The 14,971-nt window shown below is 52.6% G+C and carries 13 protein-coding genes; 5 read left to right on the top strand and 8 right to left on the bottom strand.

Features of this window, described 5'->3' with window-relative positions:
• Positions 1 to 43 precede the first annotated feature (43 nt).
• The 4 genes from ABD843_RS04245 to ABD843_RS04230 form a co-directional block, all read right to left on the bottom strand.
• Positions 44 to 2,566: a GumC family protein gene (locus tag ABD843_RS04245; protein WP_345079010.1), complete on the bottom strand. Its 2,523-nt coding sequence runs from the start codon at positions 2,564 to 2,566 to the stop codon at positions 44 to 46.
• A gap of 11 nt (positions 2,567 to 2,577) precedes the next feature.
• A complete protein-coding gene (locus ABD843_RS04240) occupies positions 2,578 to 3,351 on the bottom strand; it encodes a polysaccharide biosynthesis/export family protein (protein ID WP_345079007.1) in 774 nt (257 codons plus the stop codon).
• A gap of 152 nt (positions 3,352 to 3,503) precedes the next feature.
• Positions 3,504 to 4,796, bottom strand: a complete 1,293-nt coding sequence (locus ABD843_RS04235; RefSeq protein ID WP_345079004.1) for a nucleotide sugar dehydrogenase — start codon at positions 4,794 to 4,796, stop codon at positions 3,504 to 3,506.
• 127 nt (positions 4,797 to 4,923) lie between these two features.
• Entirely contained in the window at positions 4,924 to 5,694 is a 771-nt protein-coding gene (locus ABD843_RS04230; protein WP_345079001.1) for a tyrosine-protein phosphatase, read from the bottom strand.
• Positions 5,695 to 5,943: 249 nt separating this feature from the next.
• On the opposite strand from ABD843_RS04230, the gene hutH reads away from it, so the two are divergent.
• The 5 genes from hutH (at position 5,944) to ABD843_RS04205 (ending at position 11,853) form a co-directional block, all read left to right on the top strand.
• The gene (gene hutH / locus ABD843_RS04225; RefSeq protein WP_345078998.1) at positions 5,944 to 7,422 is read left to right on the top strand and encodes a histidine ammonia-lyase; all 1,479 of its coding nucleotides are present in this window, start codon (positions 5,944 to 5,946) and stop codon (positions 7,420 to 7,422) included.
• A gap of 40 nt (positions 7,423 to 7,462) precedes the next feature.
• Positions 7,463 to 8,371 carry a hypothetical protein gene (locus ABD843_RS04220; protein ID WP_345078996.1) on the top strand — a complete coding sequence of 303 codons (909 nt, stop codon included), beginning with the start codon at positions 7,463 to 7,465 and terminating at the stop codon, positions 8,369 to 8,371.
• Between the two features lie 96 nt (positions 8,372 to 8,467).
• Positions 8,468 to 9,205, top strand: coding sequence for a phosphoglycerol geranylgeranyltransferase (locus ABD843_RS04215; protein ID WP_345078994.1), 738 nt, complete (start codon positions 8,468 to 8,470; stop codon positions 9,203 to 9,205).
• Positions 9,206 to 9,354: 149 nt separating this feature from the next.
• Positions 9,355 to 10,383 carry a homocysteine S-methyltransferase family protein gene (locus tag ABD843_RS04210; RefSeq protein ID WP_345078991.1) on the top strand — a complete coding sequence of 343 codons (1,029 nt, stop codon included), beginning with the start codon at positions 9,355 to 9,357 and terminating at the stop codon, positions 10,381 to 10,383.
• A gap of 12 nt (positions 10,384 to 10,395) precedes the next feature.
• Positions 10,396 to 11,853 carry a TlpA family protein disulfide reductase gene (locus ABD843_RS04205; protein WP_345078989.1) on the top strand — a complete coding sequence of 486 codons (1,458 nt, stop codon included), beginning with the start codon at positions 10,396 to 10,398 and terminating at the stop codon, positions 11,851 to 11,853.
• Here the strand turns inward: ABD843_RS04205 and miaA are convergent.
• The 4 genes from miaA to ABD843_RS04185 form a co-directional block, all read right to left on the bottom strand.
• On the bottom strand, positions 11,840 to 12,751 hold the full coding sequence (miaA, locus tag ABD843_RS04200; protein ID WP_345078986.1) for a tRNA (adenosine(37)-N6)-dimethylallyltransferase MiaA: 912 nt from the start codon (positions 12,749 to 12,751) through the stop codon (positions 11,840 to 11,842). The genes ABD843_RS04205 and miaA overlap by 14 nt on opposite strands.
• 19 nt (positions 12,752 to 12,770) lie before the next feature.
• Positions 12,771 to 13,379: an IS1096 element passenger TnpR family protein gene (locus tag ABD843_RS04195; protein ID WP_345078984.1), complete on the bottom strand. Its 609-nt coding sequence runs from the start codon at positions 13,377 to 13,379 to the stop codon at positions 12,771 to 12,773.
• A 64-nt stretch (positions 13,380 to 13,443) separates the two neighbouring features.
• Positions 13,444 to 14,325 carry an ACP S-malonyltransferase gene (gene fabD, locus ABD843_RS04190; protein ID WP_345078981.1) on the bottom strand — a complete coding sequence of 294 codons (882 nt, stop codon included), beginning with the start codon at positions 14,323 to 14,325 and terminating at the stop codon, positions 13,444 to 13,446.
• A 385-nt stretch (positions 14,326 to 14,710) separates the two neighbouring features.
• Positions 14,711 to 14,938, bottom strand: coding sequence for a hypothetical protein (locus ABD843_RS04185; protein WP_345078979.1), 228 nt, complete (start codon positions 14,936 to 14,938; stop codon positions 14,711 to 14,713).
• Between the last annotated feature and the right edge of the window lie 33 nt (positions 14,939 to 14,971).

Here is a 14,971-nt window from a genome sequence, read left to right as displayed (position 1 = left end):
CTGGTATACAGTGTTTTACTGCCAGGTGGCAGTGGGGTGCATGTTATTTATTTCGTTTCAGTACCGATGAGATACCACCTTTTTTCTTCTTCTTGTTTTTCTTATCATCGTCTACATAGTAGCCACTTCCATATGTGCCATAGCCGTAACCGTATCCATAACCGTATCCATAGCCATATCCATAGCCATAACCGTATCCATAGCCATAACCGTATCCTTCTTCGTATCCATAGCCATATGCAAAGCCCCTGTTGGCCACCACATCGTTCAGTATGAAGTTCAGTTTTGGCATTTTGCCGCTATAGTACAGCTCGTTGGGTATACCCAGCTGCTGCTTGTATGTATAGCCCTGGCGTACCACATACATGGCGGTATCTATATACTCGTACAGCAGGTGGGCATCGGTCACCAGGCCTATCGGCGATGTATCGACTATGATATAGTCGAAATTCTCCTTCAGGTAGGCGAACATGTCCCTTGTGCTTTGCATCAGTATCAGTTCGGCAGGGTTGGGCGGTATAGGGCCCGATGGCAGTATCAGCATATTGTCGTCTATGCCTGATGGTACCAGTATCTGCTCTATAGTGGCTTTTCCTATAGAATAGTTAGAGAAACCTATGTCATTATTGATGCCCAGCAGCTTCGATACTTTCGGTTTGCGAAGGTCCAGCTCTATGAGCACCACCCGCTTGCCCGACAGGGCCAGCGTCACCGACAGGTTGATGGCGATGAACGATTTGCCCTCACCACTCATGCTCGATGTGATCATCACTACCTTCTGGTCCTTGTCAGGCATCAGGTACTGCAGGTTGGTACGCAGCGCCCTGAACTGTTCTGAAAGCACTGTACGGCTGTTGCGCGCTATGGCCACACTTTCCCCGGTACTGTTATTGCCTATCTCGCCTATTATGGGTATAGTGGTCACGCGCGATATGTCGCCCTTGCTGATGATGCGGATATTGAGCGCCCTGCGTATGATGATGAAGGCGAACGGTATAAGTGCGCCGAACATGAATGACATCATCAGTATGCGCTGCTTGTTGGGCGCTATGAGGCCCTGTGTCAGGGCGGGGTCCACTACTATGGCATCGGCCACGGTCGATGCTTTCTCTATAGCGGTCTCTTCGCGCTTTTTCAGCAGGAAGACGAAAAGGTCCTGCTTGATGTTCTGCTTTCTCGAATATTCCAGGTACTCGCGTTCTACCGATGGTATATCGCGTATCATCTTTATGTTATTGCCCAGTGTCCTCTTTATTTTGTCCACCTTCAGCTCCATTTCCTTCTTCGACGATGCCAGGGCGGCCACTATGCTCTTCTGTACCTCTTCTTTCTGCTTTTGCAGCGCCTTTGTCACCGGGTTGTTCGGTGTCATGGTCATCAGTTGGTACTCCAGACGTGCGTTCACATCCTTGAACTTATTGATAAGTTCCGACAGTCCCCTGTTCTCCAGCAGCGATGCCGGCAGCGTCAGCGATCTGTCATCTATCTTCTCCAGGTAGTTGCTTATCGATCCCGTCACATCCAGTTGCAGTTCGGCATCCTCCAGTTTTTCCGATGTCACGGCCTTGGCATTCACCAGTTGCCCCGCCTGTGCCGACATGTCGGCTATGTTGTTATCCTGCTTGAAGCGTTCTATGTCCTTCTCTACCTGCGACAGCTCGCGGCCCAGTATGTTCATGCGCTCGTCTATGAACTGCATGGTACTCTCTGTGATGCGGGTACGGTCCTCTACGTTCTTCCGCTTATATACCTCCATCAGGTGGTTTATCACATCTACGGCACGCTCGGCTATGGTGTTCACCATGCTTATCTGTATGCAGCTGGCCGATTTGTTGGGAACGCTATAAGACACACTGCCCTGGTAGTTCAGCGCGGCCATCAGCAGGGGCATATGCAGCACGCTGTAGTCCACATTGGGTGCAGCATATACGCCGGTCTTCGCAAATACCACCCGGCCTATATCGGGCAGTAGCAGTGTATCGCCCCATGCAGCTTTCGTTTTCAGCTCCTGTTTGTCCTTTAGTACCGATACCTCGAATCTATCGCCCGACAGTACATTCAGTTTGCACTGAAAATAATCATCGAAAACGGTATCTATCTTCACCAGCCTGAAGGGGTTGGTGCTGCCATACAGCTCTGTACGTTTAAAACGCCCCTCTACGGTGTATACTACGTTCAGGTCCAGGTCGGCCACTACCTTCATCATAGTGGTACGGCTTTTCAGTACCTCTATTTCGTTGTCTATGTTTATCTTGTCGTTCTTGCTCTTCATGGCCTTCACCACATCGTCCTGGCCATTGCCTCCTTTCTTCGAGTCGTTCAGCAGCAGTTCGGCGCCTGCTTTGTATACAGGGGTGTAGTAGCGCAGGTATATATTGCCTACTATGAGCGATATGATGATACTTCCCAATAGCCAGGGCCATATGGTAAGTACGGTAATGAGTAACCACTTCAGGTTAAAGGAACCTCCGCCTCCGCCTGCTCCACCTTCCTCGTTCCTCGGCAATGCCGGCCCGGCAGGTACCGGGGGCGGCGTTTCACCGGGTCTTCTCTTATTGTTCTCCATTCCTCTTATTACTACTGAGATTTTACTTTTATTATGTTGGTAACGAAGAGCAGTGATACCACTCCTATAAGGCCCGACATCATACCCAGGTATTTGGTGAACGAATTGTCCGTGTTCTGACGCGCAAAACGGCTCGGCTCTACATATATCTGGTCTCTCTGCTTCACATAAAAATAGGGTGACTTATATATGTCGGTCGATGTTATGTCCAGCCGGGCAAAGGTCACTTTATCGTTCTCGGTACGCGTCAGCAGTATGTTCTTCCTTTTTGAGCTGGTGCGCAGGTCGCCGGCAAGGGCCAGCACATCCAGTATGCTTGCTTTCTCGCTCTCTATCTTCACCACACCGGGGCGTGTTATCTCTCCCAGCACTGTTACCTGGAAATTCACTATGTGTACATTCACTATAGGGTCGCGGTAGAACTCTTTTGCCTTCTGCTTTATCAGTTCCCTGGCCTCGGCCGTTGTCAGCCCCAGTACTTTCACAAATCCCACCATTCTCAGTTCCACATAGCCATCCTTATCTACCAGGTATGTATTGGCCGCATAGGCCTTGTTGTCGCCGCTGCCCGCAGCGCTTTTCTGCAGCATCTCGTCCTCGGCCAGTGGGTTGAAGACGCCTATAGATATAGACAGCAGGTCGTTCACCTCTATTTTCGGATCGCGAAAATTAGTGGTACTGTCCAGAACTATTACATTGGGGTGCTGCGGATGGTCTTTGAGGTTGTTGAAGTATACATAGTTCTTAGGGACGACACAGGAATATGAGGATATAATAGAAAACAAAACAAGATACAGGCAAAGAACGTTACCGCTCCGCCTCAGGAATTGATGCATTTTCCAGAATTTTCATCAAAAGTAAATTAAAAGTACTAATAATGAAAATTCCCATGGCGCTACCGCTGCCGGGCGCCATGGGAATATTATACTTTTTTTTCTTACAAACGTGCGTTCGCCACCTGCCTGTCCAGGCATCCCTTCACGTCATATATCACGCCATTTTCGCGGGTATGGCTCTGCCAGTTCACATTCAGAAAATCGGAATGTGCTACGGCCAGCATCACAGAATCGTACTTTTTGCCCGCAGGCAGTTCGGTCACTATCGGCAGGCCATATTCGTGCATCACATCATCTGCCTTTGCACGAGGGTCATATACATTCACGTTCATGTCATACGATCTCAGCTCACTTATGATGTCCACCACCTTGGTGTTGCGTACATCGGGGCAGTTCTCCTTAAAGGTTATACCCAGTACCAGCACCTCGGCCCCCTTCACGGTTATGCCGTTCTTTATCATCAGCTTCACGAATTCGCCGGCTATATACCTGCCCATGCCATCGTTCAGCCTTCGGCCGGCCAATATTATTTCTGGGTGGTAGCCTGCCTCCTGCGCCTTCTGGGCCAGGTAATAGGGGTCTACACCTATACAGTGGCCACCCACCAGCCCCGGTTTGAAGGGCAGGAAGTTCCACTTCGTGGCCGATGCTTCCAGCACATGGTGGGTATCTATCCCCAGCCTGTTGAAGATCATGGCCAGCTCGTTCACAAAGGCGATATTGATGTCGCGCTGCGAGTTCTCTATCACCTTGGCCGCCTCGGCCACCTTTATGGTGGTGGCCTTGTGCGTACCGGCCACTATCACGGCGCGGTATATCTGGTCTACCTCCTCGGCTATCTCCGGCGTCGATCCCGATGTTATCTTTTTGATGTTGGCTACCGTATGCAGCTTATCGCCGGGGTTTATACGCTCCGGCGAGTATCCGCAGTAGAAGTCGGTATTGAACTTCATACCCGAGAATTTCTCCAGCACAGGCACACACTCATCCTCCGTCACACCGGGGTATACGGTCGATTCGTACACCACTATATCGCCCTTTTTCAGCACCTTACCTACCGTTTCGCTGGCCTTGTACAGGGGTGTCAGGTCTGGGCGGTTGTTCTTGTCCACAGGGGTGGGTACGGTCACTATGTATACGTTACAGTCCTTTATATCTGCCATATCATAGCTGCAAAAAAGACCATTATCGCCGTTCTGGGCGGTCTTTGTCACCTTTTTCAGCACATCGTGTTCTACTTCCAGCGTATTGTCCACACCCTGGCGCAGCTCTTCTATTCTTCTTTTATTGATATCGAAACCTGTTACCGGAAACTTTTTAGCGAATTCTGCGGCAAGGGGCAAGCCTACATAACCCAGTCCAATAACGGCGATACTGTACGATCGTTCTTTCATTCAACAGCTTTTGTACAGCGCACCTGAATGGCGCGCTTAAAGATCTGGCAAAAATATACTTTCCTCTATTATAAAGGAAGCGACCACTAACTTGATGAAATAATAACCTTGCGGCCACATTGGGCGCCTACACCGCCAGCCCGGCATTCCTAAAGGGGTAATTGGCCACCTTATAGTGGTCGGTGCTGCGGGCCAGGGCGTTCAGGGCGGCCACATGCCGCTCGTGGTGGGCATCGCTGCCGCAGTAGTCATACAGCTTGTCGGCAAGCATGCGCTCTGCCGCAGCCTTTACATGCTGGCCGTAGTAGCCCGTCAGCGACAGCAGGTTCATCTGCAGCAGGCAGCCCCTGTCCTTCAGCTCGTGGTACTTGTCGGGCGTGCGGTGAAAGAAGGTATATCTTTCGGGATGCGCTATTATGGGTTTATACCCCGATGCCTGCATGTTGAACAGCGTATTCGCCAGTTGCGGCGGCTCGAACATCATGGAAAATTCCACCAGCACCTCGTTCTTGTGTATCGGCAGCAGTTTCTCCGTTTCCAGCAGCCGGTCGAAGTGGTCGTCCATATAGTACTCTGCTGCGGCCCTCAGGGTTATATTTATATTATGCTCCTTTATCACCTGCTGCGCCACCTGCAGTGCGCTCAGTATGGTATGCGTGGTATTGGGGTGGTGGTCTATCATCACATGCGGGGTGGTGATGATGTGGGTATACCCCATATCGGCCATCCCCTTTAGCAGCACCGCAGTATCTTCCGGCGACTTCGCACCATCATCTATCCCCGGCAGGAAATGCGAATGCATATCTGCCCGCAGAAAGCTCCAGTCCGCTTTTTCCGGCACGGGCATGTCGTCATATTCCGAGCCCTCTTTTTTCTTCTTCCCAAAAAGTCGCGACAAAAACATAATGGCAAGGTATGAAAAAAGATCCGCCCGTTGCATCATTCAAAATGCCAAATTCCAGAGTCTAAATTCCAAAAATTCCAAGTTCCAAATTCCAGAGCCCAAATTCCAAAAATTCCAAGTTCCAAATTCCAGATCCCAAATTTCATAATTCAAAATACCAAATTCCAAAGCCCAAATTCCAGATCCCCAATTCCTAATACCTAATACCCAATTCCCGATCCCTAATTCCTTTTACATTTGCGCATGCAATTACCAGAGCATCTCTCCATAGCCCAGCTCACTGCCGGCTATGACAAAATAGACATTTCTCCTGCCGCCAATGGCCGCATAGCCCACAACCGCGCCTACCTGGAGGATATGATAAAAGGTGGCGGCACCTACTACGGCATCAATACAGGTTTCGGCTCTCTCTGCAATGTGCGCATTGCCGATGACGAACTGGCACAACTGCAGGAGAACCTGGTATGCTCCCACGCCTGCGGCATGGGCGACGAAGTGCCGCAGGATATAGTACGCCTCATGCTGCTGCTGAAGGTCCATGGCCTGGGCCAGGGCTATAGCGGTGTGCGTACCGGCATAGTGCAGCGCCTTGCCGACCTTTACAACCACGACATCACACCCGTGGTATACGAGCTTGGTTCCCTCGGCGCCAGCGGCGACCTGGCGCCGCTGGCCCACCTCTGCCTGCCCCTCTTTGGCAAGGGCGAGGTATACTATAAAGGCGAGCGCATGCCATCGGCACAGGCCCTGCAGCGCGCCGGTCTGCAGCCCATGGCCCTTGCTGCGAAGGAAGGCCTGGCCCTGCTCAATGGCACCCAGTTCATGAACTCCTACCTCTCATGGTCGCTCATGGCAGCACAGCGCCTCTCGGAGTGGGCCGATGCCATAGGCGCCCTCTCTGCTGATGCCTTTATGGCCAAGAATGAGCCCTTCCGTCACCCGCTGCACCGCATACGCCCCCATAAAGGGCAGATAGCCGCCGCCGCCAATATGCTGCGCTGGCTGGATGGCAGCCCCATACAACAATTGCACAAAGAGCAGGTACAAGATCCCTACTCCTTTCGCTGCATACCGCAGGTACATGGCGCCACGCGCGATGTGATAGATACCGTGCTGCGTGTGGCCGAAACAGAGATGAACTCCGTTACCGATAACCCCATCGTCTTCCACGACGAGGAAGCTATCATGAGCGGTGGTAACTTCCATGGTCAGCCCCTCGCGCTTCATGCCGATTTCCTGGCCATAGCCATGTCCGAACTGGCCAATATATCGGAGCGCCGCACCTACCTGCTGGTAAGTGGCCAGCGTGGCCTGCCTCCCTTCCTCACGCCTAATGCCGGTCTCAACAGCGGTTTCATGATAGCCCAGTACACGGCGGCGGCCATCGTGAGCCAGAACAAGCAATACTGTACCCCCGCATCTGCCGATAGCATTGTGAGCAGCAATGGGCAGGAAGACCATGTGAGCATGGGCGCCAATGCCGCCGTAAAGCTGCGCAAGGTCATCATGAATGTGCAGCGCGTACTGGCCATAGAGTTGCTCACGGCCGCACAGGCGCTGGACCTGCGCCGCCCGCACCGATCATCGCCAGCGCTGGAGAAGATATACGATGGCCTGCGCCAGGTAGCCCCCTTCATGCCTACCGACGATGTGCTGCACTACCGCCTCACCGCCGCAGAGCGCTATCTCGATAACCATCCCGCACAATTGGCCGGACTATGATATTTTTGTAAGCACACACCACACCCCGGCTAAAGAGACCATGGATCAGCAGACGAACTATATAGTGCTTCAGTGCTACGGCCACGAGGGCATCTTTTACGAATGTGCCTTTGCGCTGCTGTCCCTTTCGCGGCAGTACGGCGGTCGCGGCCCGGCCAATACCCAGGTGTGGATCTATACCGACAACCCCTCATGGTTCGCGCAGTTCCACAATCCTGGGCTCGATATACATTTCCGCACCATCAGCGAGGCCGATATAAAACGCTGGCGCGGCGCTATAGATTTCGTACACCGGGTGAAGATAGAGGTACTGAAAGACCTCACTAAAGAGCACATAGGCAACGTACTCTATATCGATACCGATGTGGTCTTCACCCGGCCCATAGAGCCCATGCTGGCCGACATAGCGCAAGGCAGGCTCTACATGCACGTTATGGAGGCAGTGGTCAGTACCCGCAGCAATCACATCTTTGCCAAGCTCGATACCCACCTGCGCGACAATACGCCCATGCAGGTACATGGCCGCTCCCTCTGGGACCTCGCCATGTGGAATGCAGGCGTGCTGGGCTTCTATACCGGCCACCGCTACCTGCTCGATGATGTGCTCACTTTCACCGATACCGAGTATGCCAAGTTCCCCAAGCACATCATAGAGCAGTTCGCCTTCTCGGTCTTCTTCAGGCAGGAAGGTGCCATAAAGGCCGCCGCGCCCTATATATTGCACTACTGGAACCTCAAAGAAGTACGCCCCCTGCTGGCATCCTTTATCCAGCAGTTCAGGAACAGAAGCTGGGAAGACCTGGTGCATTATAGCCAGATGATACAGATGCATGTACTGATGCAGGAAAAGGTCAATTTCCTCGCCAACATGGACATCACCGACAAGCTCCTGAAAAAACACTGGGCCCCCGCAGAGTGCAACTGGAACGAAATGCTTACGCAGTTGTGATACACGCGCTTATTTGAGCACGAGCAGGGAGTCGCCGTTCATCTTTAGCACCTTGTTCATACCCACTAAGGATCCGGTATATTTGTAGCTGCTATTATGGTACTCACACAGCTTCAGGCATTCAAGACACAGAAGAAAGGCGGGTTCGCCGTTCTCGCCGATCCCGATAAGATAGCCCCTGCCGATATGCAGCATATGGCCCGCCTCTGCAACGATGCCGGGGTAGACCTGCTGCTTATGGGCGGCAGCCTGCTTATGGTACACCAGATGGAGCTGTGCATACAGCGCTTCAAGGCCGAGAGCGATATTCCGGTGGTGCTCTTCCCCGGCAGTCCCGCACAGGTGACCCCCTATGCCGATGCACTGTTGTACCTGTCCCTTATATCGGGCCGCAACCCCGAGTTGCTCATTGGCCAGCATGTAGCATCTGCCCCACAGGTGAAGGCCAGCGGGCTCGAGGTCCTCTCTACCGGGTATATAATAGTAGATGGCGGCACACCCACCACCGTCTCCTACATGAGCAATACCACCCCCATACCCGCCGACAAGCCCGATATAGCCCTCTGCACCGCATGGGCCGGCGAGCTGCAGGGCAAGCACCTCATATACCTCGATGCCGGCAGCGGCGCACGCCGTCCCGTGCCCGAGGCCATGATACGCAAGGTGAGCAGCAATATAGCCATACCCCTCATAGTAGGCGGTGGCCTATCTGACCCCGATAAGGTATATGCCGCCAGTGCTGCCGGTGCCGACCTCGTAGTAGTGGGCAACGCCATAGAGCGCGACCCCCTCCTCATCCGCGATATGGCACAGGCCGCCAAAGCTGCCGTTTAATGCGATAATGTGAATGCGATAATGCGAAGAAATGCGACAATGTGAAAAATGAGATGGACACGACCCACCCGCGTTATCGTATTCCTTCACATTCCCGGCATTATCGAATTGCCGAATTGTCAAATTGCCGAATTACCTACCTTTGACATATGAATAATATAGACAGCAGGCTTCGCAACCTTTTAGAACAGCGCATACTGATAATAGATGGCGCCATGGGTACCATGATACAGCGCTACAAGCTGCAGGAGGCCGACTATAGGGGCGACCGCTTCAAAAACTGGCATATGGACATAAAAGGCAACAACGACCTTTTGTGCATCACCCAGCCCGATATTATAAAGGCCATACACAAAGAGTACCTCGCCGCAGGCGCCAACATCATAGAGACCAATACCTTCAACGCCCAGCGCGTGTCTATGGCCGACTATGAGATGCAGGCGCTTTCTTACGAGATAAATGTGGCCGCTGCCCGCCTGGCAAAAGAGGCCATAACCGAGTTCTGCGCTGAGACCGGAGCGAACCCCGACGAACATTTCGTGGCCGGTGCAGTAGGCCCTATGAACAAAACACTTTCGCTCTCTCCCAATGTGAACGACCCCGGCTATCGTGCCATTACCTTCGATGAGGTGGCCGATGCCTACTACGAGCAGATAAAAGGTCTTGTGGAAGGTGGTGCGCAGATATTGCTCATAGAGACAATATTCGATACACTGAATGCTAAGGCGGCCATTTATGCGGTGAACAAGTTCTTCCGCGATACAAGGATGGAGAAACTGCCTGTAATGATATCGGGCACCATCACCGATGCATCGGGCCGTACCCTCAGCGGGCAAACGCTGGAAGCCTTCTGTATATCAGTGATGCATGCCAACCCCATCAGCATAGGTCTCAACTGTGCGCTGGGTGCATCAGAGATGCGCCCGCATATAGAGGAACTGGCTGCTATAGCCCCCTGCTATGTATCGGCCTACCCCAATGCGGGCCTGCCCAATGCCATGGGCGAGTACGACGAAACGCCCGAGGTCACTGCATCTATAGTGGCCGAATGGGCCAAAGAGGGCTGGGTGAACATGCTGGGTGGTTGCTGCGGCACCACACCACCACACATAGCCGCCATAGCCCGTGCTGTGAAACAATATGCGCCACGCCCGTTGCCTGCACTGGTAGAGGCATAGCCGCATTACCTTATGAGAACGTCCTTAGCTGCTATGAACATCGGCCGCCGCATATATTGCTGCCTGCTGCTACTGCTGGCTTGCTCATGCAGCATATATGCCCAGGATGTAGTGCTGCGAGGCCATATTACCAACCGCACATCTGACAGTGTACGGATAACCTACAATACCGACAGGCTGGCATACTACCCCAAGGAGTTCTATGCCCCGCTGGATAGGAACGGTAATTTTTCGGTCTCCTTTCCTGTACCGGCAGATGTGTACACCATGGTAGAGCTACGCCATGGCAACCATCTTGCCGAGCTGATGCTCACCAATGGCGACAGCCTGAAGGTGATAGCCGATGCCCGCCGGTTCGACAGCAGCATCAGCTACACAGGCAGTGGCAGCGACATACAGAATTTTGTGGCGCAGCACACACTGGAACGTGGCCGGGTGAACCAGTATACCATGCGCATACGCAACCACATTGCCGAAACGCCCGAGGACTATCTAAAAGGTCTGGAGAACGAGAAGAAGGAAGAGCTGGCGTTTACCACCAGGCACGGGGATAAATTACCTGCACGGTTCCGCAGGATATGGGATGCCAGCTTTACCTATTACAACTACTTCTTCATAGAGCAGTATCCGCAGATGCACGAGATGCAGCGCATAAGGCGCTATACCGATACCATTCCCGAGGCTAACTATGCGGTACTGAAAGGCCTGCCTGATGCTTTTGATGATGAATACCTTCAGGTGCCACCCTACCTCCTCTACCTGTCCGGTCTTTTTGAGACAAGGCTGCGTGGGGCGGGCTATGCTGTACCCGTTACCGATAGCGCCAATGCCCGCAAGCTGCTGGACAGTGTAGATAAACTGGCTTATAAGCTGCTGCCCACCGGTAGCGGCGAGTATTTCATAGCACAAAGCCTGTATGCGCGTGCGCGGGTACAGTATATAGAGCGGTCGAGGGCTGTGTTCGCGGCCTTTCGCAAACGCTGGCCGGCAAGCCAGTACCTGCCTGCCCTGCAAAAAGAGATGGACATGGCCGAACGCCTGCAGGCCGGCCAACCCGCGCCGGACATGAATGTGACCATGGCCGATGGCAAACAAGTACGGCTATCTGACCTGAAAGGAAAAGTAGTGTATATATCCTTCTGGACCACCTGGTGCAAGCAATGCGTTGGCGAGCTGCGCATGATGGAGCGCAAGGTGAAGGACATGTTCGCCAATAAGCCAGTAGAATTCGTGACCGTATCTATAGACGAGGACACCGCTACGGCTAAACTCCTGCAACAGCAAATGGGTCTTACCGGCAACTTCACCTATACTACCGGCGGCTGGTATGCCCCTGCTGCACAGAGCTATGGTGTACGCGCTCTACCCGCCTATTTCCTAGTGGACAGGAACGGGAATTTCGCGGTCACCCAGCCACCATCGCCACAGCGGTCCACAGAGCTGCTGGTAGCTATCTCTAAGCTGTACTGATGGCCAATATCTTCGTTACCAGTTGCTCATCATCTGCCCGCAGCCAAGTCATCTCCGCATCCTTCCGAAACCACGTCATCTGCCTTTTGGCATAGTTGCGCGTATGCTGTTTTATCTTGTCCACGGCCTCAGCCAGTGTACATTTCCCTTCAAAATGTTCGAACAGTTCGGCATAGCCCACTGTCTGCAGGTTCTTTAAGTGCTTGTATGGTATCAATCCTCGTACTTCGCTTTCCAGGCCCTCGGTCATCATCATAGCTACCCGTCTGTTGATGCGGTCATAGAGCACCTCTCTAGGCAATTCCAACCCTATTTTTATAATGCGAAAAGGCCTTTCCTTAGGCGTATGAGAGCGATAATGCACTATACTCTTACCGGTACTGCGTATGAACGATAGTGCACGCAGCAGGCGCGCGGGGTTCTGTACCTCTGCCGTCTCGTAGAATTCCGGGTCTTCTGTCTCTACGGCCTGTTGCAGCCACTCTATGCCATTCTCCTTATACTCGGCCTCTGTACGCAGCGCTATGTCAGGGTCTGTAGCTGGCATGGCATCCAGCCCTTCGCATAGGGCTTTTATATACAGGCCTGTGCCGCCACATAGCACTGCCGTATGGCGCGTGGCGAATATCTCGTTGAGATACCCCAGCGCCAGCCGCTCGAAGTCGGCGGCGGTCAATTCCTGTGTCACAGGAAATTCGTCTATGAAATAGTGCTTTACTGCTGCCAGCTCGTTGGCGGTGGGCTTGGCAGTACCTATGGTCATTTCCCGGTAGCACTGCCTGCTGTCGGCCGATATGATGCAGGTGTCCAGCCGCTGTGCCAGCGCTATGGCAGCGGCCGTCTTGCCACTTGCCGTAGGTCCGGCTATCACATACAATATCTTGCTGGCTGTGGTCAAAAGATGGGGGATATGAGACCTAGTAGTCGCTGCCTGTGTCCTCAGTATAGCTTTCGCCGCCTTCGCTGCTGCTCTCTCCTTCACCCTCTCCCTCATTGCCAAAGCCCTCGGCCATCTCGTCGGCGCCCAGGTCGTACTTTTCCTCTATCTCCATTATTTTATCTACACTCACGCCCTTTATTCCGTATTGGGCGGGTGCGAGGCCCTCTTTGCGCAGCACAAAGGGATATACCCTGCGGAAGGTCTCTTCCTTGCTCACACCTATCAGCTCTACCAGGAAGCTCCACTTTTTGGCGGGGTCGTAAACGTATATGAACTTCTGATCGGGGACGGATATCAATGCCGATACAGGTGTTTTTGTCATAGAAAGCGCCGGGGCATCTTTTTTGTTCGCCAGCACCTCCGAATTGAACTCTCTGCCACTGCGCTCCCATTTGTCATTGCTCTCGAAGAAGGACGCACTATGCTTACCGTCGAACTCGAAGGCTTTTACTATGCACTGGTGCAGATCCATAAAGGTCTGCCCCACCTGCAGCTCTATATCGCGGTAGGTCTGGTCGTCTTCTTCCCAATAGACCCTGAATCGGAGTATGGCCATTATGTGGTCGGTAGTTTTTAAGTATAGCATACAGGGCGGTTCCCGCCAGCACAGCTATGGCAAATTTAATGAATGATACAGTATTTTAGCCTTATCAGCTTATACCGTCGGTCACGGCCTCGCGGTTTATCTTCTTTACAAGGCCTTGCAGTACGCTGCCGGGGCCTACTTCGGTAAAGCGTCCGGCGCCGTTCGCGGTCATATGTTGTATGGTCTGTGTCCAGCGTACAGGCGCTGTAAGCTGGGCTATAAGGTTCTGCTTTATCTGTGCGGGGTCGGTATATGGCTGTGCGTCCACGTTCTGGTATACAGGGCATGTGGGCATATTGAAGGTAGTGGCAGATATGGCGGCTTCCAGTTCTTGCCTTGCAGGTTCCATAAGGGGCGAGTGGAAGGCGCCACCTACCTGCAGCACCAGCGCACGCTTAGCACCGGCGGCCTTCAGGCGTTCGCAGGCTATGTTTATACCTTCTATGCTACCGCTTATCACCAACTGGCCGGGGCAGTTATAGTTGGCTGCCACTACTATCTCCCCGCTTACACCGGCGCATATCTCTTCTACTTTAGTATCTTCCATACCCAGCACCGCGGCCATGGTAGATGGGTTTATCTCGCAGGCGTGCTGCATGGCTATCGCACGCTTTGCTACCAGGCGCAGCCCGTCCTCGAACGATAGCGCCCTATTGGCTATAAGGGCCGAGAACTCGCCCAGCGAATGACCCGCCACCATATCGGGCGCAAGGCCGGGTGTGGTGAGGAACAGTATCACCGAGTGCAGGAAAATGGCAGGCTGCGTGACGTTGGTCTGCTTCAGCTCTGTTTCTGTGCCGCCGAACATCACATCGGTGATGCGGAAACCAAGTATATCGTTGGCCTGCTCGAAAAGGTCGCGAGCGGCGGGGTTCTGCTCATAATGGTTCTTGCCCATACCGGGGAACTGTGCGCCCTGACCGGGAAATACATAAGCGTGTTTCATATATAAATGTAGTGCGAAATGAGTATTGCTCTTCCGGCGGCGAAAGTACTTTGAAATGCACCAATGAGCAAATAATATGCTATTTGCCGGTCTGCGACGAAAGTATAGGTCTGCTGCTCATGTGTCTTACAGAAACGACAGTGATGCGGCTTTCATGCACGATATATATGACCGAATAGGGGAACCTGTTCAAAAGAGCGGAACGTAAAATAGTTGAATTGTTCAGAAAGCCATATACCAACGGCCGGGACGATATTTTTGTGTACCAATGTTCCAATTCAGAGAGAAACTCCTCTCCCAATGTCTCCAGTTTATCTTCATACCATAGATATGCATGATAGGTCTCGTTTCTGGCCTCGTCAGAAACGAATATGCTGTAGCCCATCTATCTCTTTTTGTTATTTCTTATGAAAGAGTGGGTCTCTGCTACTGTATATACTACGGCCTTTCCTTTAAGCACTTTATCTGCACGCTCATGCAATTCCTTCATGTCGGCATCAGATATATCATGTGCTTCCAGGCTCTCTACATAATTCAACAGATCTTCGACATGCCTGTCATCGGTACTGTCGATATATCTATGTAGTTTTTCTCTTATAGCCGCTGCGGTCATACACTCTGTGTTTATACAAATTTAAGGCTTTTT

It is taken from the genome of Nemorincola caseinilytica (assembly GCF_039540515.1).
Taxonomy (GTDB): Bacteria; Bacteroidota; Bacteroidia; order Chitinophagales; family Chitinophagaceae; genus Nemorincola; species Nemorincola caseinilytica.
This window is presented reverse-complemented; position numbering and strand designations above follow the sequence as displayed.